This window comes from Solwaraspora sp. WMMA2080 (assembly GCF_027497395.1).
Lineage (GTDB): Bacteria > Actinomycetota > Actinomycetes > Mycobacteriales > Micromonosporaceae > Micromonospora_E.
This window is the reverse complement of the sequence record NZ_CP114910.1, coordinates 4,963,659-4,985,174: the sequence shown is the minus strand read 5'-3', so window position 1 is coordinate 4,985,174 and position 21,516 is coordinate 4,963,659. Positions and strand designations below refer to the sequence as shown.

Below are 21,516 nucleotides of genomic sequence, written 5' to 3'. Positions count from 1 at the left end.
CCCCCGAATGACTGTGACGAGCGCAATCGCCCTGGCACATCGGGTAAACGTGCCATGTTCGTACTGTGACAGCTCGATCACCAGGAGGTCGGATAGATTACCGAGCGGTTACTTCGGGTAGTCCGACCGGCGACGTACCGAACTCCGGATGCCGGGGCACCCCGTCCCACTGCTGGCCACCCCGACGTAGGAAGTAGTCGAGACCGGCGTCCCAGGTGTGCCCGGCCGCCCGCCGTTCGTACAGGTAGCCGAGCGGATGGGTGCGGTAGATAAGCCCGCCGGCGCGCAGCACCCGGTCCATCAGGCCACGGTCGACCGACCGGGGCACCGGCCGCCAACCACCGACCGCCTCCAGATCTCCGCGCGCCATCAACATCGTGCCGCCGGCCACCGGGGCGCCGTACGCCTCCGGCGGCACCGCCGCCCGGCGGACCGTGACCCCGAGCATCTGCAGCACCACGAACTCGGCTGCCTTGCCGACCAGCATCGCGCCCGAGTACTCCCGGGCCAGCACCAGGTCCCAGATGTGCTCCGGGCCGTACACGTCGTCGTCGTCGACCTTGGTGACCAGGCTGCCCCGGGCCCGCGCGGTCGCCGCGCCCATCACCTCGCCGAAGCTGAACCCGGCGGGCGCGCTGAAGATCTGGATCGGCCGGCCGCACTCGCCCAGCTGCGCCCGCAGGTCCGCCGTCAACTCGATGCCATGCAGGCAGAGCACGATCTCCAACTCCGGGTAGGTCTGCCCGGCCAGCTGCCGCACCACGTCCGGCAGGTACTCGGGACGCCGGGTGACCAGCACCGCGCTCACCGACGGCGGCGCCGCCAGCGCCGGAAATGTGTCGGCGGTGACGTCACCGGCGGCAAACGCGGCGGCGTGCCCACGCAACGCCGCCGACCGCTGCCGTACGCTGCGGATCTCCCACTCCAACGGATCCGCGCCGACCCCGGGCAGGCCGCTACGCAGCACCGCGAGCAACGGCTCGGCCAGCCGGTCCGCCACCGCCGGCGGCAGTTGCGGCACCCGCAGCACGGCACCGGTCGCCGCCAGCTGGGCCAGCAGCGTCGCCTCCGCCGCCGGCGCGATCGCCGGCACGTCGGGGCAGATCAGATGGGTGAACCGGCGGATCGCCGCCAACTGGTCACCGGACAGCGGTACGCCGGCCAACCCGCCGCGCGCCACCGGCACCGCACCGGCTCCGGCTGCCGGTGCCGACCCGGCGGGGGCGGACTCAGCCGGCCGCACCTGCCAGCCGGGCACCGGGTCGGCGGGCAGGAACTCCAACACCCCGGTCGGCTCCGTCGGCCCGTACCGGCGGCCCCGGCTGACCGGATTCGCCACCGCCGAATCGATCAGCACCAGCGGCTGCCGGTTGGCCACCCGGGCACCGGTGCCACCGGCGGTCACCGCCACCCCGACCAGGTCCGCCGCGGCGGCCAGCGTCGCCGCGTCCGGGGCGAGCACCACGTCGTACCCACGGATCTCGGGGTTCGTCGTCAACGCCCCGGTCACCGAATGGTTGGCGGCGACCGGCAACCAGCCGGGCGCCACCCCGACCGCCGCGACGTCGGCGCTGGCTGGTCGGGGCAACGGCCGGACCGGCGCCAGCACCGCCAACGCGGCGGTGAGCAGATCGTGCAGCGGAATCGGCTCGACCAGGTCGACGCTGAGCCGTGCGTTGCCGCCACCGCGCGGCAGCCGCACCCGGTGCCGCCGCAGGCCCGGCACCGGACCCAGCCGGCCGGACCAACCAGCGGTCGGCGGACGCCAACGGCGTACCCGGACCACCAGCTGGCGGGTCGGCGTGGCCGCGGCCGGCTCAGCCAGCAGGCGGCGCAGCGCCGCCACCGAGTCGGCGTCCACCAGCGCCCGGCGGGCCGCCCCGGTGGTCGGCCCGGACACCGGGCGGCCGTCCGGTCGATCGGTCAACCGGACCCGCCACCACCAGCGCCGGTGATCGGGACTCCCGCCGCGCACGACGCCACCCACCGTATTCTCCGCCACCTGCGCCACCCTGTCGTTCCGGCTCGGAGCACCACGTCGGGCCGACACGCGCGACGCCCGACCCACATCACGGCAGAGGCTACCGGCCGGGCTTCCGGTACGCTGCACGCGTGTCCCTGCCTGGTGCCGTGTCCGCCGCTCCGTCACCACACAACGACTGGACCCTGATCGCCCCCGTGGAGCCCGGTCACCCGGCGCCCACCGCCCAGGTGAGCGTGCTGGTGGTCGGCGACGGTGGCGACCCGGCGGGCGCCGCCCGTACCGTCGCCGCACTGCGCCAGCAGCGGTACCCTGACCGGCTGTTGCAGATCGTCACCGTTGCCGCCGACAGCGCCTTCGCCGACGAGGTCGGCACCGCGAAGGGCGAGATCATCGTCCGGATTCCGGCCGGGGCGGTCCCGGCACCGGACCTGGTCTCGGCGCTCACCCGCTGGCAGCAGGCCAGTCCGGCGGCGGTCAGCGTCGCCGTACCGATGATCTTCTCTGGCCGGGCCCCGGACCCGGACGTGATCGTGGCCCACGCCAGCGCCGGCACCCTCGGCCAGCTCTTCCCGGGCAGTACGGTCGACCCCGGGCTGGCCCGCCTGCTCGACACCACGCATCAGCTCCGCACCGCCGACCATCTCGTCTTCCTGGCCGCCGCCGGCACCGGTTACGCCTTTCAGCGCGACCGCTACCAGGCCGGCTCCGACCAGTTCCAGGGCGCCGACGTCGAGGTCGCCTACCGGCTGGCGCAGGCCGGGGCAGTGTTCGTGCCGGAGCCGGCGGCGACGCTGTGGACGGCCGCCGCGGCGGATCCGGTCGCCGCCGGGCGGGCCGACGCCGAGCTGACCGACCTGGTGCCGTTTCCCCGCGAGCGTCGCCGCCGTCCCGGCCGGGTCTGGCAGGTGCCACTGGTGACCGCCGTGGTGCCGGTCGACCAGCCGTACCAGGTGGTCCGGTCCTGCGTCGACCGACTGCTCGGCGGCAACGAGCGCGACCTGCACGTGGTCCTGGTCGGCGACTGGGCCGCAGCCGGGACGGACAGCGGCGGGACGGACAGTGGCCGAGCCGACCTGCGGCTGCTGGCCGCCGAGTACCGCAGCGAACCACGGGTACGGATGGTCAGCAGCGCTCCGGTGACCGCCTTCCCCACGCCGTACCTGCTCCGGGTGCCGTCCCGGCTGGGCGTCGGTCCGCGGACCGTCGGGTCGCTGGTCGCGGCGATGGAGAAGTGGCGGTGTGGTCTGCTGCGGGTGCTGCCGGCCGGTGCCGGTGCCCCGACCCACGCCGTCGAGTTGTGGTCCACCGCGGCCCGCAGCCGGGCGGTGCACGGCGGTACCGCCGACGGCGCGCTGGTCGAGGCTGTTGCCGCCAGCCACGGTCAACGGTGGGAGACCGGCAGCGAGTACGACGTCGTCGACCTGACCACGACCGGGTCGGGCGCGGCCGGCGGCCAGGCTACGGCCGGGCCGCCCGCCGGCCGCCGGGCCGGACAGACGGTCACCGTCGGTGGGGCCCGCAGCCTCGGCCGGGCGACCGTCTTCGTCGCCCGCAAGTACGCCCGCGGGGTACGCCGTCGGCTGGTCTCCCGCTGAGCGTCGATCAACCGCCCCAGCCCAAGGGCGATCATGAAAATTCCTTGTTTCGGGCCGCCAGGCACTGCCCGCTGTTCGGGCACGGCACCGCAGGTGGGCGATGATCTCGCCGGTTCCATCGCACCAATGGTATAGACGTTTCGGCATATAACTTCCCAGTGTCGACCCAGATTACTCTCAGCAAGATCGGCGTTCACTGATCCGCTGTCACCGTCAGCGGACTGACGCCTGCCGATCTGATGGGAGGACGGGAGATGAATCTCCCCCGCAGGATCATCATCGTCGGTGCCACAGCACTGGCCATGGTGGCGGCAGTCACCGGACCGGTCACCGCCGCCGAACCGGAGGGGACGATCCGGCACGCCGGTGGACCGACCGCCGTACCGGACAGCTACATCGTGGTCTTCAAGAAGAGCGCGGTCACCCGGGGACAGGTCGCCGCGACCGCCCGCAGCCTCGCCGGCCAGCACGGCCGGACGGTGGCCCGCACCTACACCGCCGCGCTGCGCGGCTTCGAGATCTCCGCCAGCGCGAAGCAGGCGGCCCGGATCGCGGCCCACCCGGCCGTCGAGTACGTCGAGCAGAACCACACCGTACGGATCGCCGACACCCAGCCGAACCCGCCGTCGTGGGGGCTGGACCGGATCGACCAGCGCGATCTGCCGCTGAACGACTCGTACACCTACCCGAACACCGCGTCCAATGTGCACGCGTACATCATCGACACCGGGATCCGGTTCAGCCACAACGACTTCGGCGGCCGCGCGGTCAGCGGCTTCGACGCCGTCGACGGCGGGTCGGCCGACGACTGCAACGGCCACGGCACGCACGTCGCCGGCACCGTCGGCGGCACCGCGTACGGCGTCGCCAAGGGTGCCACCCTGGTCGGCGTCCGGGTGCTGAACTGCTCCGGCAGCGGCACCACCGCCGGCGTCATCGCCGGGGTGGACTGGGTGACCGACAACGCCGAAATGCCGGCGGTGGCCAACATGAGCCTCGGCGGTGGCGCCAACACCTCGCTGGACACCGCGGTGCGCAACTCGATCGCCGCTGGTGTCACCTACAGCCTGGCGGCGGGCAACAGCAACGCGAACGCCTGCAACACCTCCCCGGCCCGGGTCACCGAGGCGATCACCGTCGGCTCCACCACCAGCAGCGACGCGCGGTCCAGCTTCTCCAACTACGGCACCTGCCTGGACGTGTTCGCTCCCGGGTCGTCGATCACCTCGGCCTGGCACACCAGCAACACCGCGACGAACACCATCAGCGGCACCTCGATGGCCGCGCCGCACGTGGCCGGCGCGGCGGCCCTGGTCGCCTCGGCCAACCCCGGCTGGAGCCCGCAGGAGGTCCGCGACTACCTGTACGACAACGCGACGGGGGGTGCGGTGGGCAACCCGGGCAGCGGCTCGCCCAACCGGCTGCTGTACGTGGTCAACGACGGCACCCCGCCGGCGGACAACTTCTCCATGTCGGTCAGCCCGACGTCCGGCTCGACCACGCCGGGTGGTTCGGTGACGGCGACCGTCTCCACCGCCACCACGTCCGGCTCGGCGCAGTCGGTCAGCTTCTCGGCCAGCGGTCTGCCGAGCGGCGCGACCGCCAGCTTCAGCCCGTCGAGCGTCACCTCGGGCGGCTCGGCCAGCCTGACCGTCAGCACCTCGACGAGCACCCCGGGCGGCAGCTACCCGGTCACCGTCACCGGCACCGGCAGCTCGGCGACCCGTACCGCGACGTTCACCCTCACGGTGATCGGCCCGGGCGGCAGCTGCACCGGCACCAACGGCACCGACGTGGCGATCCCGGACAGCGGGTCGTGGGTGAGCAGCAGCATCTCGATCAGCGGCTGCAGCAGCACCCCCTCGTCGTCGTCGACGGTGGACGTCAACATCCAGCACACCTACCGGGGTGACCTGATCGTCGACCTGATCGCCCCGGACGGCTCCTCCTACCGGTTGAAGAGCTGGGCGTTCTTCGACGGAGCCGACAACGTGATCGAGACGTACACGGTGAACCTGTCGTCGGAGACCGCCAACGGGACCTGGCAGCTGCGGGTCCGCGACATCTTCAGCGGCGACACCGGCTACATCAACACCTGGTCGCTCGAGCTGTGATCCTGTCCCAAGCCCGGTCGAGTCGACCCTGACCGGCTCCGACAGGCACTGCACCGGACCGGGGGCGTCGTAGGTCTGCGACGCCCCCGGTCCGGTTGCGCGCCGGGCTCACGCTCGGCGGGCAATCCGGTTGGGTCAGTCGAGGAGGTACGACTCCAACTGGTCAGCCAGCTCCCGGTGGTGGGTGAGCGCCGCCAGATGGCCACCGCCGATCTCGTCGGGCGTGATGCCGAGCCGCTGCGCGACCAGGCCACGGATGAACCCGGCGGGAAAGAACCGGTCGTCGCGGCAGACGACGAACCGGGTTGGCACATCCGGCCAGGCCGGCAGCGGCCAGGGCTGCCCGAACGGCGTGCCGGACTGGTCGCGGTCGCGCCGCAGCACCTCCGCCGCCAGGTCGTCCGGCATCCCGTGAACGTCGCCATCGAGCCTCCAGCACACTCGGCTACCAGCTGCCACAAACGGGACCAGCTGTCACACCGACGCCGGTCGGCGTATTGCAGTTCTCACCAGCGACAGTACAAGTGTCGGGCATCTGACCTGCCGCTACGCCATCCGGCCCGGTCCCACGGGCGTCACCTGCATTGCCCGGCCCACCGGCTGGGCAACCCGTCACGCAGATACGCCGACCGGCAGGAGGCCGCTGATGACCGCGATCCACCCAGCCGCCGTGACGATCCGTACCGCCGGAGTGGACGACCTTCCGCAGGCCGCCACGCTGCTCACCGAGGCGTTCCTGATCGCGCCGGTGTCGCAGTGGCTGGTCGGCGACCTGGAGGCACGGACGGAGATCTTCCGGACGCTGTTCACCATCGAGCTCGATCACGCCATCCGGGCCGGCGGCACGGTGCACATCGCCGGCCAGTTCAGCGGGGTCGCGGTCTGGCACCCGCGCGGGCGGCGTACGCCCACCGAGCCGCAGACGGTCAGCGATCACGAGCTGCAACTGCTCACCGCGACCGGACGGTGGCAACCCCGCTTCGCCGCGTTGGGCCGGATCCTGGCGGCGCACCATCCGTGGCAGCCGCACTGGCATCTGGCCTACCTGGCGGTGGCGCCGTGGCGGCAGGGCGGCGGGTTGGGCAGTGCGCTGCTGCGGCACCACCACCGGCATCTGGACGGCTACGGAACCCCCGGTTACCTGGAGGCGACCACGCCCCGCAACCGGGACCTCTACCTCCGGCACGGCTACCGACCGCACGGACCGGTCCGGCTGCCCGACGGCCCGCCGATCTGGCCGATGTGGCGCGAGCCCCGGCCCCGGAGCGTGGCCGGCTGACGGCCCGGCTCGGCTGCTCGTCGGCGACGCGCAGGGCGAGTTGAACACGGGACATCCGCGCCGCCGAACTTGATTAGACCAACATTTAAACAACGAGGTTGCGACCTGACTCGACAATTGTCAAACTAGACGAGTGTCAAGACAAGAGCTGTCGATCGTGCCGGACGCGTCGACCTGCTGCCCCCCGCTGACCGACCAGGCGCTGACCGACGACGCAGCCGCCAGCCTGGCCCGCGGCTTCAAGGCCCTCGGCGACCCGGTGCGGCTGAGACTGCTGTCCCTGATCGCGTCCCAGGCTGGCGACGAAGTGTGCGTCTGCGACCTGACCGACGCGTTCACCCTGACCGGGCCGACGATCTCGCACCACCTCAAGGTGCTGCGCGAGGCCGGTCTGATCGACTGCGAGCGTCGCGGCACCTGGGTGTACTACTGGATCGTCCCGGCCCGGCTCACCGCCCTGTCCCAGCTACTCGACGTCCCGATCGCCACCACCGGAGTCACCCGTTGACCGCCGACAAGGCACCGCCACTCGTCCTCGCCCCGATGACCGACGCACACCGCAACGCCGTACTCGACATCTACCGGCTCGGCATCGCCACCGGCAACGCTACCTTCGAGACCGAGCCGCCTTCCTGGGACAACTTCACGGCCACCCGCCTGCCGGACCACCGCTGGGTCGCCGTCGACCCCGCCGCCGGAGTGCACACCGTCGTCGGCTGGGCCGCCTGCGCCCCTGTCTCGGACCGGTGCGTCTATGCCGGGGTCGTCGAGCACTCCGTCTACGTCCACCCCGACGCCCGCGGGCGCGGCATCGGCCGGCAACTGCTCCAGCAGTTGATCACCGCCACCGAACAGGCCGGCATCTGGACCATCCAGTCCGGAGTCTTCCCCGAGAACACCGCCAGCATCGCCCTGCACCACGGATGCGGTTTCCGTACCATCGGCACCCGCGAACGCATCGGCCGCCATCATGGCCGCTGGCGTGACGTCGTCCTCCTCGAACGCCGCAGCCCGAACATCGGCTGACCTTCCGACCGGCGCGCCCCGGGCCGGGTCGGTCGCGGATGATCGGATCGGGCCGCAGAAGTCGGGCGCCGCCGAGGCGGGTTCGGCCAGGCTGAACGGCGAAGGGAGGCTTCGTGATCTCGGCACTCAATCGGCTGGTCGACCTCGTCGAAGAGCACCTGACCGAGGAGTTCGACGTCGACGCGGTGGCCGGCACGCTCGGCACGACCGAGTACCACCTGCGCCGGATGTTCTCGTCGCTGGCCGGCATGCCGCTGTCGGAGTACGTACGCCGCCGCCGGATGACCGTCGCCGCCGCCGACCTCGTTCGCGGCGACGACGATCTGCTGAGCATCGCCGTCCGGTACGGGTACGGCTCGACGGAGGCGTTCGGGCGGGCCTTCCGGGCCGTACACGGTGTCGGCCCGGGTGACGTGCGCCGTCGCGGAGGCCCCCTTCGCACCCAGTCACAGCTCAGGTTCCGCCTGACCGTCGAAGGGAACACTCCGATGCACACCCGAATCATCGACCGGCCCGCCTTCCGGCTCGTCGGACACGCGGCCCGGGTCCCGCTGATCCACCACGGCGTCAGCCCGCACATCCAGCGGCACATCGCCGCACTACCGGCCCAGGAGCACTCCCGGCTGAAGTCGCTCGGCAACGCCGAGCCGGCCGGACTGCTGCAGATTCTCCACGACCTCGACCCGGACAGCACCGAGGGCACCGAGCTCACCTACCTGCACGGGGTCGCCATCGACACGGACACGGCCATCCCCGCCGACCTCAACTCCGTCGAGGTGCCGGCCGGCACCTGGGCGGTGTTCCGCACCGCCGGACCGCACCCGCAGACCCTGCAGGCGGCCTGGGCCGCGACCGCCACCGAGTGGTTCCCGTCCAACCCGTGGCGGCTGCGGCCGGGTCCGTCGATGGTTGCCTTCCTCGAACGTGCGGCCGACTTCAGCACCGCCACCTGCGACCTGTGGCTGCCCGTCGAACCGGACTGACGGGGCAGGACTGGCGGGCAGCAGATCGTACGGACAGTCAGGTCGCCGGGTCCGGCGCATCCGCCGCGCCCCGCCGACGGCGACGCAGCAGCAGCCGGGCGACCAGTGCGGGCACCAGATGCAGGACGACGACGAGCACGCCGACCGGCACCGCCAGCTGACCGATCGAAAGTCCGTGCAGCGCCAGCACCAGTGCCGCGCATCCGGCGGTGACCAGCGCACCGCCGGATGCGCGGACCAGCACCCGGCGGGCCGGTGGGGCTTCATAGGCACCGTCGGCCGCTGTGGCCCGCCGCGATGTCACCGCCCCGACCACGGCCCAGACCGCGATCAGGGTGGTGAACTGCAGTGCCCAGACGGCAGTCGCCGCGACGCTGGCGTGGTTGGTGTACGCCGGCGCGGCGGTCGTCGCCACCGCGAAGACAACGAAGGCCGGCAGCCAGGTGAAGGCGTAGACGAAGACCGCCGCCCGGACGGCCGCCGCTGGCCTGCTCTGCCGGTCCCGCAGCGGCAGGACCTGCTCGGCGATACTGACCCGCACCTCGTCGGAGGCCCAGACCAACTTACGGTCCGGACCTGACGGAGGCGCCGGTGGCACAGGGCTCGACATGCCGACAAGACTAGCGACCGATCGATCTACTTAGGTACGCGGTCACGCCAGCGGGTCGAGGTGCCGCCGCAGCTCAGCCGCGAACCGGGCGCTGACCTTGGCCGGGGCCAGGGCTTCGACGTGGTCGCGGACCGCCGCGCGGACCGGCTCGGCGCGGTCCCAGGAACCGCCGGACTCGGTGATCGTCTCGGCGGTCTTGTCCGGGTCGGACAGGTCGAACCGGCGCAGCGCGGCGTCCGGCAGCAGGCCACCGACGGTGGTGCCGGTCGACACGTACGCCGGCAGTCCGAACCCGGCGGTCAGCGCCAGCGCACCGGAGTTCAGCGACGACCGGTACGGGTAGACGGCGGCGTCGGCCGCCCGCAGAAAGTACTGCACGTCGGTGTCGGGTGCGAAGCCAGGGTGGAAGATCACCGCCGGGTGCTCGGCAGCCCGGCGCATGAAGTCGGGGCCGCCGGCCTCCTCGCGTACCTTGCCGGCGACCAGCCAGCGCAGCCGTGGGTCGAGCCGGACCGCGACATCGAGCGCGTCGAGGAAGTCGCCGTGCCCCTTGTACGGCCGGACCTGCCCGAAGGTGACCAGCACCCGGACGCCGAGCGGGATGCCGAGGTGGCTGCGGGCGGCGGGCCGGTCCACCCAGTCCGGGTAGGCGCCGGCGAAGGTGGGGTGCGGGGCGATCACCACGCGTCGGGGCTCGGCTCCGAAGGTCTCCCGCAGGATGTCGAGGTGGCTGTCGTGCATCAGGTGCACCACATCGGCGGCGGCGAGCATCACCTGGCGCAGCCGGGTTTCGGTCGCCCGGTGCACAGTCTCGTGCGGGAGCAGGTTGTGCACCGTCCAGACCAGCCGTACGCCCTGGTCGCGCAGGGTGTCCAGCCGCTTGGCGAAGGCATCGACCGCTGCCTCGGCCTGGCTGGTGGTGGTGCAACCGGAGGTGACGTCGTAGAGCCAGTGCACGTGCAGCACCCGGCCGACGCCGTCGGGCAGCGCGGGCAGCAGTTTGTCCAGTTGGTCGAGGCGGCGGACCCGGATCGGCGTCAAGTTGTGCCCGGCGAACCGGCTGTACAGCAACGACTGGTACGGGTTGGCCCTGTCGACCGGCCAGTGCAGCCAGGCGACCGGGGGGCGGCCGGTGTCGGACCAGTCGGCGGCGGTCAGCGCGCTCAGCGCGTCGTCAAGCAGGTGTCCGGCGGAGGTGCCACGGCGCCAGGGAACGATCACGGCTGCCCACCGTACCGTGCACCGGTGCCGGCGGCGACCGCTCGGGCGACGGATGCGCTGGCCGGGTCGCCGGCACGTACCTCGGTGACGCCGCCGGTCGCCGCGAGTCGGGTGAGGACACTGGTGGTGAGCTGGTCTCGCAGGTCGGACGGCAGCCCTGACCAGGCATGACGCCAGTACGCAAGCGGTGCGGGTCGGCCGGTGACGGTGGCCTCGATCGGGGCGGCCGGATCGGGTCGGTGCAGGGTGAGCCGGACCGCGTCGCCGGCCGGTCGACCCGCGGGCGGCGGGTCGGCGGCCGGGCCCGGGGCGCCGACGCCGACGGACCGGACCCGCCGCTGCTCGGTCTCGTTCGCCGCCCCGCGCTGCACCAGCCGGAGCAGGGCCGCTGTTACGCCCTGACGATCACCCCTGCGCTCGGCGACGCCGACGAGAAGACGAACGTCGCTCGCGGTAACGTTCGGGCTGTAGAGTTGCGCCGCTGGCCGGCCGGCCATGCGCTGTAGCCGACCAGCCATCCGCCGGGCCGGGCGCAGCACGCGACGTACTCTACGAATCAGGGTCACCGGCCCAGATTACCCAGTCGTGACGTGAGGTGAACGCGGTGCCATCTCCGACGGTCAGCGTCGTCGTGCCGGTCTACAACACAGAGAAATGGCTCGCGGAAGCGCTCGGATCCATCGAAGGCCAGCCTGGTCGGGACCTGGTCGAGGTCATCGTGGTCGACGACGGCTCGACTGACGGGTCAGCCGAGATCGCCCAGCGGTACGCCACTCAGGCCACCGCGGTGCGCTACGTCCGGCAGGACAACGCCGGGCTCGGCGCGGCCCGCAATCATGGCGTGCGCCTCGCCACCGGCCGCTACCTGGCGTTCCTCGACTCGGACGACATCTACCCGGACGGCGCGCTCAGTCACCTGACCGGGCTCGCCGACCACCATGAGGCGGCGATCGCCGTCGGCGACATGCAAGGGCTGCCGCCCCGGCCGAACCCCGCCTGGCGTCGTGAACTGCTCATCGGTGAACGGGTCGTCGAGCACATCGCGCACGCCCCGGATCTGGTTGGCAACCCGTCGGCCTGCAACAAGATCTTCCGCCGGGATCTGGTCGACGCGGTCGGCGTCACGTTCACCGAGGGCACCGCGTTCGAGGACGTGTTGTTCACCATCCCGTTGCTGGCCAGATCGCCCCGGACGATCCTCACCCCCCGGCTGAGCTACCTCTACCGACAGCGGGGGGACAATTCCTCGCTGATGGATTCCCGCAGCCAGCCGGCCCGGATCATGCAGCATCTGACCATCATCGAGCGGCTCGCCGACGAGGTGCGGGACCTGCGCCCGGACGACCGCGAAGCGGTGTACCGGTGGATCGCCTACATGCAGCTGCATTACGCGTGGCGGGCGGCGGCCGGCTGCGACGACGATCAGCTCGCCGAGTTCACCGCCCGAATACACAGCCTCTTCAAGGACATCCCGATCGATGTGGCCAGCGAGTTCGTCGGCAACGCCGGGGCCGGGTTGCGCGCCGTCGCGATCTACGAGCAGGACGCCGCGACCGTACGCCGGCCGCGTTCCAGCCGACCGCTGCGGGTGCACGCCGGCCAGCCGTACCTCGGGCACCCCGACTTCGACACCTACCGCGATCTGCTCCGGGTCCGCGAGATGACAGTCAGTGTCAAGGCGCTGCGTGGCAGTCGGCCGGTCACCGGCCCGGCAGCCGCTGGCCCGACAGTCGCCGTCGAGGGCACGGTGCGCTGCGCCGGCATCGACGGCGAACCCGGTCAGGTCCGCTCCGACCTGCTGCTGGAGGTCGGGGACGGGCTGCTCCGCCAACCGGTCACCGTCGAATCCCGCGAAGGCAACGATCTGCGCTGGTCCTGCCGGCTGGCCGCCGGTGAGCTGGCCCCCGGCCGGTACCCGGTCCGGCTGGTCGTCCGGGACAGCGGCCGCGAGTACGCCGTACCGCCGGGGCCGGAGCGCGGCGGCCGGGGCACCCTCGGCACCGGTCCGACCCGGGTCGGCGCCCGGGTGCTCTGGCTGACGCCGGACGCCGCCGGGCCGACGCTGGTCGTCACCGACGGCACCGCCGGCACCCTGGCCCGCAGTCCGCAGTGGCTGTCCGAGATGGGTGCCCGACAGAGCCGGAATCTGCTCCGCCGGGCATGGCGGACGGCACGGTCCGGTCGACGGCGACTGACGTCCCGCCGTACCGACAGCTGACCGACCACCGTCCGTCCGCCCCGATCCGGGATCAGCGGGCGGCCGGCGGTGCCGGCTCGCCGAGCAACGCGCGGCGGACCACCCGCTCGGCGGCGTGCCCGTCGTCGAGGTGGCAGAACCGCCCCCGGAACTGGGTCCGGGCCTTGGCCGCGGCGTCGTCGTCGACCGCTCCGGTACGGAACACGTCCAGCAGGTGGCCGAAGGTGGTGGCGACCGCTCCCGGAGGTTCCGCGGTGATGTCGAAGTAGACGCCCCGCGCCATCGCGTACGCTGCAGCGTCCGGCGCGTAGATCACGATCGGTCGGTCCAGGATCGCGTAGTCGAACATCGCCGACGAGTAGTCCGTGATCAGCACGTCGGCGGCGAGGTACAGGTCCTCGACCACCGGGTGCGCCGACACGTCCCGGACCCGGCCGCTGGCCGGGGCGTTGGGCGCCCGGCCGGTCCGCTGCCGGTCGTGGAAGTAGTGGCTGCGGATCAGCAGCCAGGCGTCCGGGCCGAGGACCTCGGCGAAGGCGTCGGCGTCGAAGTCCGGCCGCCAGCCGGGCTGGTGTTCGCGGTGGGTCGGCAGGTAGAGCACCACCCGCTCGCCGGCAGCGATACCGAGCGCCTCCCGGGCGGCTGCCACCTCGGCGTCGGTGGCCAGCGCCAGCCGGTCGTTGCGCGGATAGCCGGTGTCGAGCGACTCGAAGCCGGCCGGGTAGGCGCGCTCCCACATCTGGGTGGAGAAGTGGTTGGCGCTGACGCTGTAGTCCCACCGGTCCACCCGGCGCAGCAGCAGGGAGAAGTTCATCGAGGTGGCGCCGATCGGGTGCCGCTGCTGGTCCAGACCCATCACCTTGACCGGCGTGCCGTGGTGGGTCTGCACGTGCACCGAGCCGGGCCGCTTGCGCACGTAGTCGGGGAAGTTCACGTTGTTGATCAGCCACTTTGACCTTGCCAGGGCCCGGTAGTAGCCCCGGGTGCCGGCGACGACGTACGGCACGCCGGCCGGCATGCTCGGCGCCAGGTCCCGACGAACCACCCAGACGCTCTTGATCTGCGGGGCGATCTGCGCCGCCTTGGCGTGGATCGCCGCCGGGTTGCAGCTGTAGCCCCGGTACCAGTACGCGGCGTACAGCGCCAGCGACTGGTCCATCGGCAGCCGCAGCTGCAGCCGGTAGTAGCCGCGCAGCAACACCCGCCGACCGGCCCGGGCCAAGTTGATCAGCCGCCGCTTGACCGGCCGGCCGAGGCGTCGGGAGACCGAGGGCAGCTTCTTGCGGGCCTGCTGACCGACCCGCAACGCGGCGAAGGTACGCCACCGATTGGCGGCCAGCAGCCGCCGCTTCAGTCCTTCCACGCCGTCCGGCTCGGGGTAACCGCCGGCCGGCAGCCGCCGTTGGTAGTCGGCGTGTGCCCGGGCGAAGAACTCCCGGTGCAGCTCGCGGGGCAGCCGGCCGCCGTGCCCCAGCACCATCAGATAGTGGGAGATCATCAGACCGAACAGCTCGGGCCGGACCGGATCGGCCTGCGGGCCGCGGGCGTCCAACCAGTCAAAGGTGTGGCCCCAGTGGTCGAACATCTCGAAGTGCCGGGCGCTGCGGGTCCGAGTGATCGCGCCGGTGCGGCGCTGCCGGTAGTTGACGCACGCCCGGTCGAGTACGGTGATCCGCTCGGCCGCGACCAGCAGCGGGAAGGTGAACGACACGTCCTCGTACCAGCCAGCCTCGAACCGCAGCCCGAGATCGACCAGGAACTCCCGGCGGGTGACCTTGTTCCAGGCGGTGTGCAGGACCTTGAGCGTCTCCGGTCGGGTCCGTACGTCGAACACCTCGGCACCGGGCGAGGTCGGGAACGCCTGGCGCAGTGCGCTACCCGCCTGGTAGTTGTTCCAGAACACCCGTACGTGGTCGACGATCAGCACGTCGGGCGTGGTGTCGCGGAGCCGGTTGGCGACCGCCCGCAGCGCGCCGTCGGTCAGCCAGTCGTCGCTGTCCAGAAACCAGACGTATTCGCCGGTCGCCGCGTCCAGGCCGGCGTTTCGGGCCTTGCCCAGACCGACGTTGGCCGGCAGCGACAGCACGGTCAGCCGGGGGTCGCGGGCGGCGTACTCGGCGAGGATCTGCCCGGAGGTGTCCGGCGAGCAGTCATCGACCGCGATCACCTCGACGTCGGTGAACGACTGCCCGAGGATGGAGTCAAGGCACTCCCGCAGATAGCCCTGCACCTTGTACACCGGCACAACGATACTGATCAACGTCATCGGTCATCACCTGCGATCGTGCCGGCGGGGCGGCCGGCGGGGTGGAGGGAGGGAGCCGGATCAGCCGGTATGGCCGGCGACCGGCGGGGTGCCGGAATCCGGGCGACGGCGCCCGGCGGGCGGTGGTGCGCTGCTCGATCCGGTGCCGGCGGCCGGTGATCGACGACCGCGGTCACGAGGAAGTGCAGCATCAGATAGCCGGCGAACGCGGCGACCACACCGGTGGTCACCGCGACCGGGTCGACCGTCGCGGGCAGCCCGGGAGCGAGCAGCATCGGTCCGGCAGCGGCGGCGGCGAGCAGCAGTACTCGGCCGTCCCAGCCGAGGCTCCACCGGCGCAGCGGTGGTCCGTCGAGCCGTTTTTCCAGCCGGGCGGTGAGATCGTAGTGGTGCAGGGCGAGGATCAGCAGCAGTCCGTAGGTGACCGCGGCCGGCACGCCGGCGACCACGCCGGCCGCTACGACGAAGAGAAGCTCAGCCGCCCGCAGCGCCGCCGGCACCAGCCAGTCGAGCGCGCCGGTGGCCGGCCTGGCCGCGCTGGCCGAGCCGGCCGCCAGCAGGGCCGCCGCGCCGACTAGGACGGCGCCGGCACCGGACAGCACGCCGGTCGCGGTCAGGGCCAGCAGGGTCGCGGCGGCCCCGGCGGCGGTCACCGCGAGGGGCAGCTGCCCGGCGGGGGACCGACCGGTCAGCAGACCGGCGATCCGACTGGCCAGGAAACCGTCGTCGCGGTAGGTCGCGGTGTCCGCCGCCGTCAGCACCGAAACCCGCATCGACCGGGCCCGCAGGGTCCGCAGGCCCGCCGTCCAGATGGCCGCGAGCATCCCCCAGCCGAGCACGGCCCACAGGCTGACCAGCGGGCCGAACAGCGCCACGGTGGCGGCGATCAGTGCCCACCGCTCGCCGATCGGAAAGACGATGGTCCGTTTCGCCCAGTAGATCGGCGAGCGCGGCCCGGCGAGCACCCGGTCGGAGGCCTGGCTGAGCCGACCGCCGACCCCGCCCACCGCCGCGCCGGTGGCCGGCCGGTGGGCAGCTTCGTCGTGCAGCGCCCCGTACCAGGCGTCGGTCATGTGCCGGACGGTCTGCAACACGATCGCGGCGGTGGCCAGCACCCATCCGTCGGTCGCCCACCCACCGGCCAGTCCCGCCTGGTGTACGCCGACGCCGAGCCCCGCGTAGACCAGGTACTCCTTGCCCCGGTCGGCGATGGTGTCCAGCCAGCCGCCGAACGCGCTGAACCGGCCGGTGTAGCGGGCCAGCTGGCCGTCGACGCAGTCGAGCACGAAGCCGAGATAGAGCAGGACCGCACCGAGCAGCAGCAGCGGTCGGTCACCGACGGCGAACAGCAGCGCGGCGGCGGCGGCGAACGCGACCGAGATCGTGGTGACCCCGGTCGGGCTCAACCCGATCCGCGCCGCAAGCTTCGCAACGATTGGTGACCAGCTGCTTACAAAGTAGGTGGCGAACAGGTCGTCATGTTCCTTGACCGCGAGGCGCAGTCGGGCCCGGTCGGGGTCGACGGCACGGATCCGGGCCTCGGCGTCGGACAGACCGACCGGGTCGGCCACCCGCCGGGCCACCAGGTGCCGCAGCGGGTACGCCCCGACGGTGGCACCGTCGGCGACGAACTCGGCGAGGATCGCGTCCAGCGGGTGGGCGCCCGGTGGCAGTCGCCGGGTGGCGCCGGCCCGGGCCGCTGTGGCCAACGCGGACAGGTCATCGACGCCCACCCGCAGTACGCCACCGAAGAGCGGAAGCCGGCCCGCACCGGCCGCACCGACGGTGGCCGAACCGACAGTGACCGGGTCTGCACCGGTTGGGTCGGTGGTGACGGCGACGATCCGGCCGCGCAGCGCGCTGACGGCGGCGGCCCGACCGGCACCGGAGCCGTCCTCAGTGGTCAGCAGCAGCGCCCGGGTGGTATCGGCCGGCGCCACGCAGAGCAGTCGAATCACCTCAGTGTGGGCGACCACGTCGGTGGCGCACAGCAGGACCGGCCCGGCGGCCCGCTCGACGAGGTCGGCGACGATGCCCGGTGCTGCAGTCCGCACCTCGTCGGCACCGGCCGCCACGAGCTGCCCCCGGAGGTGATCGTTGAGCGACGATCCACTTGCTGTGCGCAACTCTCCGGCATCGGCGCTGGTCGGGGTAGCAGAAGCCCGGTTCGCCGCAATCAGGATCGCCAGTGTCACATTCGCGCGCTTCCGTCTAGACGAGCGCGCGAGGCGCTCCGAGGGGTGGCGTCGCCCGAGCGCGCCGACGAGGGTGGGGGCACCGTCGGTGTGGGCAACGCCGGCAAGATTAGCAGTCGGTGAACAATGCGGGTAGCTCGCACGTCCGAGAGATGACGCCGCCCTGGCGCGGCCCCTGAATGATCTTGAATCGGTCAGGGTAACGCCGTACGGGAGCCACGCCGCGAATCGGTCCGTGGACGGAGGTCACCACGTCCCGGCGTACCTACCGTGGAGTGTGGCAGACCCGCCAGCAACGACACCCGAAGGAGCGTCCGATGAGCCGCAAACTGGTACGTCCCCGCGACGGACGGATGATCGCCGGCGTCTGCGCCGGGCTCGGCCAACGATTCGGCATCTCAGCGGGAATGGTGCGGTTGATCTTCCTGCTCTCGCTACTGCTGCCCGGCACCCAGGTGATCATTTACCTGGCGTTGTGGATCGTGATGCCGAACGAGGACCGTAACCTCGCCACGTCGTACTGAGCGGTCACCGACGGACCGCGACGAAGACCTGTTCCGGCAGGTCGTCGCGGACCGCCCAGTACCGCGGATCGAACTGGTCGCGGTGGAACCGCAGTTCCTGCCAGATCAGCTCGTCGCCGTCCCGGGTCAGGACGAAGACGTCGATCGGCCCGAACGCGGTCGCCGCAGACTCGGCGGCGAACGTCGCCGGGTCCTCCTGGTCGGCCAGGTCGCGCAGCTCGGCCCGGCGTTCGTCCCACCGGGACAGGGTGCCCGCCGCGGTCCGATCGTTGCTCAGGTAACCGGGCCACGGCAGGTACGAGAAGAGCCGTTCGTCGACGGTGAGGGTGACCCGGTCTGGGTCCGGCCCGGTGACCTGCTCGACTGCTCGGCGTACCGGCTCGACCGGGAACCAGTCGGCGCGGCCGGTATCGGGCGCGTACCGGGGATAGCCGCCGTCGGGCAGCGGCTCGGCGTGCGCGGCCGTCGCATACCCCGAACCGGAGCCGTTGGTGCCCGGCATCCAGTTCGTGGAGTAGACCGGCACCGCCCAGGCCAGCAGCACCGCCAGCGGCACGCCGGCCAGCCCGACCGGCGGGCTGATCCGCAGCCGGCGCAGCAGCAGCGGCACCACGTGCACCAGGGTCAGCACCCCCGCGACGGCCAGCACCACGCCGTACAGCCGGGCTGTGTAGTGCCCGAAGGCGGTGTGCCCGGTCAGCACGAACCGCACCATCGACAGCAGTCGGTAGGCGAACGCGCCGGCGGCGATCAGCAACAGCGGTCGAGCCCACCAGGTCGACCGGATCAGCCAGACCAGGCCCACCATGCCGGCCAGCTGCAGGCCACGCAGCGGCAGGTCACCCCGATCCAGGAACGGCAGCAGACCATCGAGGTAGTACGGCGACACGAACAGATCGGAGACCAGCTGTCCGCCGTCGGTGGTGGTCAACGCCCACAGGTACGGCAGCACGTACCACGCCGACGACGCGGTGGCGGCTGCGGCGACCAGCAGCAGCCGTCGCAGGTACGCCCACCGGTCCGGCTCGGCCCGCCAGGCCGTCCCGATGATCACCACGAGGCCGAGCGCCGCGTAGACCAGCCAGGCCTGGTAGAGCGCCACCAGCAGACCGCCGAGCAGCCCGCAGACCAGCCAGTGCAGCCGGCCGCGAGGTGGACGGGTGAAGGTCTCCAGGACCCACGGGATGAAGATCATCAAAGCGAGGACCTCGTACGCCTTCCGCGGGTCGGACCAGGCCAGCACCCCCACGCAGGAGATCGCCAGCGCCGTCCAGGGACCCACCTGGCGGCGCCACAGCAGGAAACCGACCAGCACCGACGCCGAGACGAACAGCACCTCGGCGTCGCCGAGCAACCGCCAGGCCGGCTGGTCGAGCAGCACCGCCGCCCGACCGACCAGCCAGGCGTACAGCGGCGGGTACTCCGACGGCAGCCCGGGCACTGTGGTGTCCGCGCTGGTCGCGGTGACCGTGTACCGGGTAGCGGTGGCGGTCATCCGCAGCATGTCCCCGGACAGGCCACCGAAGCCGAACGGGGTGCCGGACAGCGCGGCCCGCAGGATCAGCGCCAGCCAGGCCGAGGCCAGACCGGCGCTGACTCCGGCCAGTGCCGGCATCGTCGTCGGCGCCCACCGCCGGACGGCGACAGCGGCCAGTCCGCCAAGGCAGACCAGCAACAGGCCGCTGGTGACCGGCAGCGACCGGCCGGCCACCGTGAAGGGGTCGGCACGCGCCACCGACGGCAGCACGACCGCCACCGGCGTGGCCACCAACCAGGTCAGTACGGCGAGCAACCCCGGACGGCCGGCCAGTGACCACAACCGGGAAGCCCTGGTCCGGCCCGGCCCTGGCCCCCGCCCCGGATCCCGAGCCAGGTCCGGTCCACGAGATCCGTCCGGATTGCCCTGCTCCGGAATGCGGACCGATGCCCCCCGGTCGGGCGAACCTACCTTCCGGTCGGGCGGCTCGCCGGTGCCGGCCGGGGATGTCTCGACAGTCATGGTGCTCCGCGGAACCGTTCGTCGTCGTGACGCGCGCCGACCGTATCGTGAATCGGCGGGCCGTCCTGGTCAGTGGGTGCTGACGACCAGCGGGCCGAGCTCCGGGATCTGCTGATCGGCCACGGCGACGGAGACCCGCCGCAGGCTGAGCAGGCTGGAGAAGAGCCCGGCGAAGATCAGCGTCGCGCCGAGGCCGATCGCGGTCGAGGAGGGCAGCACCACCCGCATGGTGTCACTCGCGTCCTGGGCACCGAAGCCGGTCGCACCCCAGGTGGCGACCGCCAGAATGGTGCCGGCCAGACCGAGCAGGATCAACGTGATCCCGCCGGCCGTGCAGGTCTCCAGTCTGACGTACCGGCTCCACCGGTCGGACTGTCGCAGGTCGGTAATGCCCTCGTATCTGCCGTAGATCAGCGCGAACGCTCCGAAGAGCAGCAGCTGTGCGCCGGCGAGCATGGCGAGACAGGTGTAGACGAGGGTGCTGACGTCGAAGCCGATCCCGCCGACGACCAACGGGCCGACGACCAACGTGACGGTGCCGATCAGGCCGACCGCGAACAGCACCGCACCGGGCCAGATGAGCATCTTGCGTGGGGCGAACACCAGCAGGAACCGCAGGTGGCGCCAGCCGTCCCGCCAGGTCCGCAGGTGGGGTGGCCGGCTCCGGCCGTCGGGGCGCAGGGTGGTCGGCACCTCGGCGATGTCGTAGCCGTTGAGCGCGGCCCGGACGACCAGTTCGGAGGCGAATTCCATGCCCGGCATGCACAGCTGCAACTGCCGGACCCGGTCCCGGTTGAAGCCGCGGATGCCGCAGTGGAAATCGCCCACTTTCAAGCTGAACAGGCGGCGGCCGAGCCAGGAGAGCACCGGGTTGCCGAGATGGCGGTGCAGGAACGGCATCGCGCCGTCGGCTATGCCGCCGCGGAACCGGTTCCCCATCACCACGTCCCGACCGCGGCGCAATTCATGAATGAACGGTCCAAGGTCGGAGAGGTCGTACGAGTCGTCGGCGTCGGCCATGATGACGTACCGCCCCCGGGCCTGCTCGACGCCGTTGATCAGCGCTCCGCCGTAGCCGCGGATCGGGGCGTGCGACACCCGGGCACCGGCGCGTACGGCGATCTCCTGTGAGCCGTCGGTGGAGCCGTTATCGCTGACCAGGACCTCACCCCGGACCCCGAGCTCGTCGAGGGACCGGCGGGCCTTTCGGATGCACACCTCCAACGTCTCCGCCTCGTTCAGACACGGCAGAAGGACAGTGACCTCGACCTCGTCGTTGCGCACCGAACGCGCCACGGGTGCACCCCCGAATTAGAGACTGACCACAGCCAGGCCGTCATACCAGTCATGAATCAGTTTCATTGTCTGGCCCACCGTTTCCGCGCGGATCCGGCCCTCGACTGCACTCTAGCGCGGCCCGCGCCGAACGAGTGCCCACCCCCGGACGGAAAACGCCGGACCGAAGGATGATTCGGCCCGGCGGATCGCCGTCCTTTACGGGCGGTTTCAGCTTGTGGAAATGT

The 21,516-nt window shown here is 71.8% G+C and carries 17 protein-coding genes; 8 read left to right on the top strand and 9 right to left on the bottom strand.

Going from position 1 to position 21,516, the window contains the following annotated elements; all coding sequences use genetic code 11:
• Positions 1-97 precede the first annotated feature (97 nt).
• A complete protein-coding gene (locus O7543_RS22725; RefSeq protein ID WP_281551986.1) occupies positions 98-2,002 on the bottom strand; it encodes a glycosyltransferase in 1,905 nt (634 codons plus the stop codon).
• 110 nt (positions 2,003-2,112) lie between these two features.
• On the opposite strand from O7543_RS22725, the gene O7543_RS22720 reads away from it, so the two are divergent.
• Both O7543_RS22720 and O7543_RS22715 read left to right on the top strand, forming a co-directional pair.
• On the top strand, positions 2,113-3,579 hold the full coding sequence (locus O7543_RS22720) for a hypothetical protein (protein WP_281551987.1): 1,467 nt from the start codon (positions 2,113-2,115) through the stop codon (positions 3,577-3,579).
• 254 nt (positions 3,580-3,833) lie between these two features.
• The gene (locus O7543_RS22715) at positions 3,834-5,693 is read left to right on the top strand and encodes a S8 family peptidase (RefSeq protein WP_281551988.1); all 1,860 of its coding nucleotides are present in this window, start codon (positions 3,834-3,836) and stop codon (positions 5,691-5,693) included.
• Between the two features lie 135 nt (positions 5,694-5,828).
• Here the strand turns inward: O7543_RS22715 and O7543_RS22710 are convergent, their stop codons facing one another.
• The gene (locus O7543_RS22710; protein WP_281551989.1) at positions 5,829-6,101 is read right to left on the bottom strand and encodes an alpha/beta fold hydrolase; all 273 of its coding nucleotides are present in this window, start codon (positions 6,099-6,101) and stop codon (positions 5,829-5,831) included.
• A gap of 238 nt (positions 6,102-6,339) precedes the next feature.
• Between O7543_RS22710 and O7543_RS22705 the strand changes: the two genes are divergently transcribed.
• The 4 genes from O7543_RS22705 (at position 6,340) to O7543_RS22690 (ending at position 8,981) form a co-directional block, all read left to right on the top strand.
• The gene (locus O7543_RS22705; protein WP_281551990.1) at positions 6,340-6,972 is read left to right on the top strand and encodes a GNAT family N-acetyltransferase; all 633 of its coding nucleotides are present in this window, start codon (positions 6,340-6,342) and stop codon (positions 6,970-6,972) included.
• Between the two features lie 133 nt (positions 6,973-7,105).
• Entirely contained in the window at positions 7,106-7,480 is a 375-nt protein-coding gene (locus tag O7543_RS22700; protein WP_281551991.1) for a metalloregulator ArsR/SmtB family transcription factor, read from the top strand.
• A 35-nt stretch (positions 7,481-7,515) separates the two neighbouring features.
• Positions 7,516-7,998: a GNAT family N-acetyltransferase gene (locus O7543_RS22695; RefSeq protein ID WP_281555737.1), complete on the top strand. Its 483-nt coding sequence runs from the start codon at positions 7,516-7,518 to the stop codon at positions 7,996-7,998.
• A gap of 113 nt (positions 7,999-8,111) precedes the next feature.
• Positions 8,112-8,981: an AraC family transcriptional regulator gene (locus O7543_RS22690; RefSeq protein WP_281551992.1), complete on the top strand. Its 870-nt coding sequence runs from the start codon at positions 8,112-8,114 to the stop codon at positions 8,979-8,981.
• A 37-nt stretch (positions 8,982-9,018) separates the two neighbouring features.
• On the opposite strand, the gene O7543_RS22685 is transcribed toward O7543_RS22690, so the two are convergent.
• Genes O7543_RS22685 through O7543_RS22675 form a run of 3 tightly spaced genes read right to left on the bottom strand, consistent with a single transcriptional unit; the run spans position 9,019 to position 11,378 of the window.
• Complete coding sequence (locus O7543_RS22685; protein ID WP_281551993.1) at positions 9,019-9,591, bottom strand: hypothetical protein; 573 nt, start codon at positions 9,589-9,591, stop codon at positions 9,019-9,021.
• Between the two features lie 42 nt (positions 9,592-9,633).
• Positions 9,634-10,812, bottom strand: coding sequence for a glycosyltransferase (locus O7543_RS22680; RefSeq protein WP_281551994.1), 1,179 nt, complete (start codon positions 10,810-10,812; stop codon positions 9,634-9,636).
• Positions 10,809-11,378, bottom strand: coding sequence for a hypothetical protein (locus O7543_RS22675; protein ID WP_281551995.1), 570 nt, complete (start codon positions 11,376-11,378; stop codon positions 10,809-10,811). The genes O7543_RS22680 and O7543_RS22675 overlap by 4 nt, the downstream gene beginning before the upstream one ends.
• Positions 11,379-11,416: 38 nt before the next feature.
• On the opposite strand from O7543_RS22675, the gene O7543_RS22670 reads away from it, so the two are divergent.
• A complete protein-coding gene (locus tag O7543_RS22670) occupies positions 11,417-13,030 on the top strand; it encodes a glycosyltransferase family 2 protein (RefSeq protein WP_281551996.1) in 1,614 nt (537 codons plus the stop codon).
• Between the two features lie 31 nt (positions 13,031-13,061).
• On the opposite strand, the gene O7543_RS22665 is transcribed toward O7543_RS22670, so the two are convergent.
• Positions 13,062-15,275, bottom strand: a complete 2,214-nt coding sequence (locus tag O7543_RS22665) for a bifunctional glycosyltransferase family 2 protein/CDP-glycerol:glycerophosphate glycerophosphotransferase (protein WP_281551997.1) — start codon at positions 15,273-15,275, stop codon at positions 13,062-13,064.
• The gene (locus O7543_RS22660; protein ID WP_281551998.1) at positions 15,272-17,329 is read right to left on the bottom strand and encodes a DUF5941 domain-containing protein; all 2,058 of its coding nucleotides are present in this window, start codon (positions 17,327-17,329) and stop codon (positions 15,272-15,274) included. Before O7543_RS22660 ends, O7543_RS22665 begins: the two co-directional genes overlap by 4 nt.
• A gap of 458 nt (positions 17,330-17,787) precedes the next feature.
• Between O7543_RS22660 and O7543_RS22655 the strand changes: the two genes are divergently transcribed.
• Positions 17,788-17,994, top strand: coding sequence for a PspC domain-containing protein (locus O7543_RS22655; RefSeq protein ID WP_281551999.1), 207 nt, complete (start codon positions 17,788-17,790; stop codon positions 17,992-17,994).
• A 4-nt stretch (positions 17,995-17,998) separates the two neighbouring features.
• On the opposite strand, the gene O7543_RS22650 is transcribed toward O7543_RS22655, so the two are convergent.
• Together O7543_RS22650 and O7543_RS22645 are read right to left on the bottom strand one after the other, a co-directional pair.
• Entirely contained in the window at positions 17,999-19,993 is a 1,995-nt protein-coding gene (locus tag O7543_RS22650; RefSeq protein ID WP_281552000.1) for an arabinofuranosyltransferase, read from the bottom strand.
• A 69-nt stretch (positions 19,994-20,062) separates the two neighbouring features.
• Positions 20,063-21,289 carry a glycosyltransferase family 2 protein gene (locus tag O7543_RS22645; protein WP_281552001.1) on the bottom strand — a complete coding sequence of 409 codons (1,227 nt, stop codon included), beginning with the start codon at positions 21,287-21,289 and terminating at the stop codon, positions 20,063-20,065.
• Between the last annotated feature and the right edge of the window lie 227 nt (positions 21,290-21,516).

Bases quoted from the DNA above. Each gene is read 5' to 3' on its own strand.
- O7543_RS22715 (WP_281551988.1), top strand. From the start codon at position 3,834: ATGAATCTCCCCCGCAGGATCATCATCGTCGGTGCCACAGCACTGGCC.
- O7543_RS22710 (WP_281551989.1), bottom strand. From the start codon at position 6,101: ATGCCGGACGACCTGGCGGCGGAGGTGCTGCGGCGCGACCGCGACCAG.
- O7543_RS22705 (WP_281551990.1), top strand. From the start codon at position 6,340: ATGACCGCGATCCACCCAGCCGCCGTGACGATCCGTACCGCCGGAGTG.
- O7543_RS22695 (WP_281555737.1), top strand. From the start codon at position 7,516: ATGACCGACGCACACCGCAACGCCGTACTCGACATCTACCGGCTCGGC.
- O7543_RS22685 (WP_281551993.1), bottom strand. From the start codon at position 9,591: ATGTCGAGCCCTGTGCCACCGGCGCCTCCGTCAGGTCCGGACCGTAAG.
- O7543_RS22665 (WP_281551997.1), bottom strand. From the start codon at position 15,275: ATGACGTTGATCAGTATCGTTGTGCCGGTGTACAAGGTGCAGGGCTAT.
- O7543_RS22655 (WP_281551999.1), top strand. From the start codon at position 17,788: ATGAGCCGCAAACTGGTACGTCCCCGCGACGGACGGATGATCGCCGGC.
- O7543_RS22650 (WP_281552000.1), bottom strand. From the start codon at position 19,993: ATGACTGTCGAGACATCCCCGGCCGGCACCGGCGAGCCGCCCGACCGG.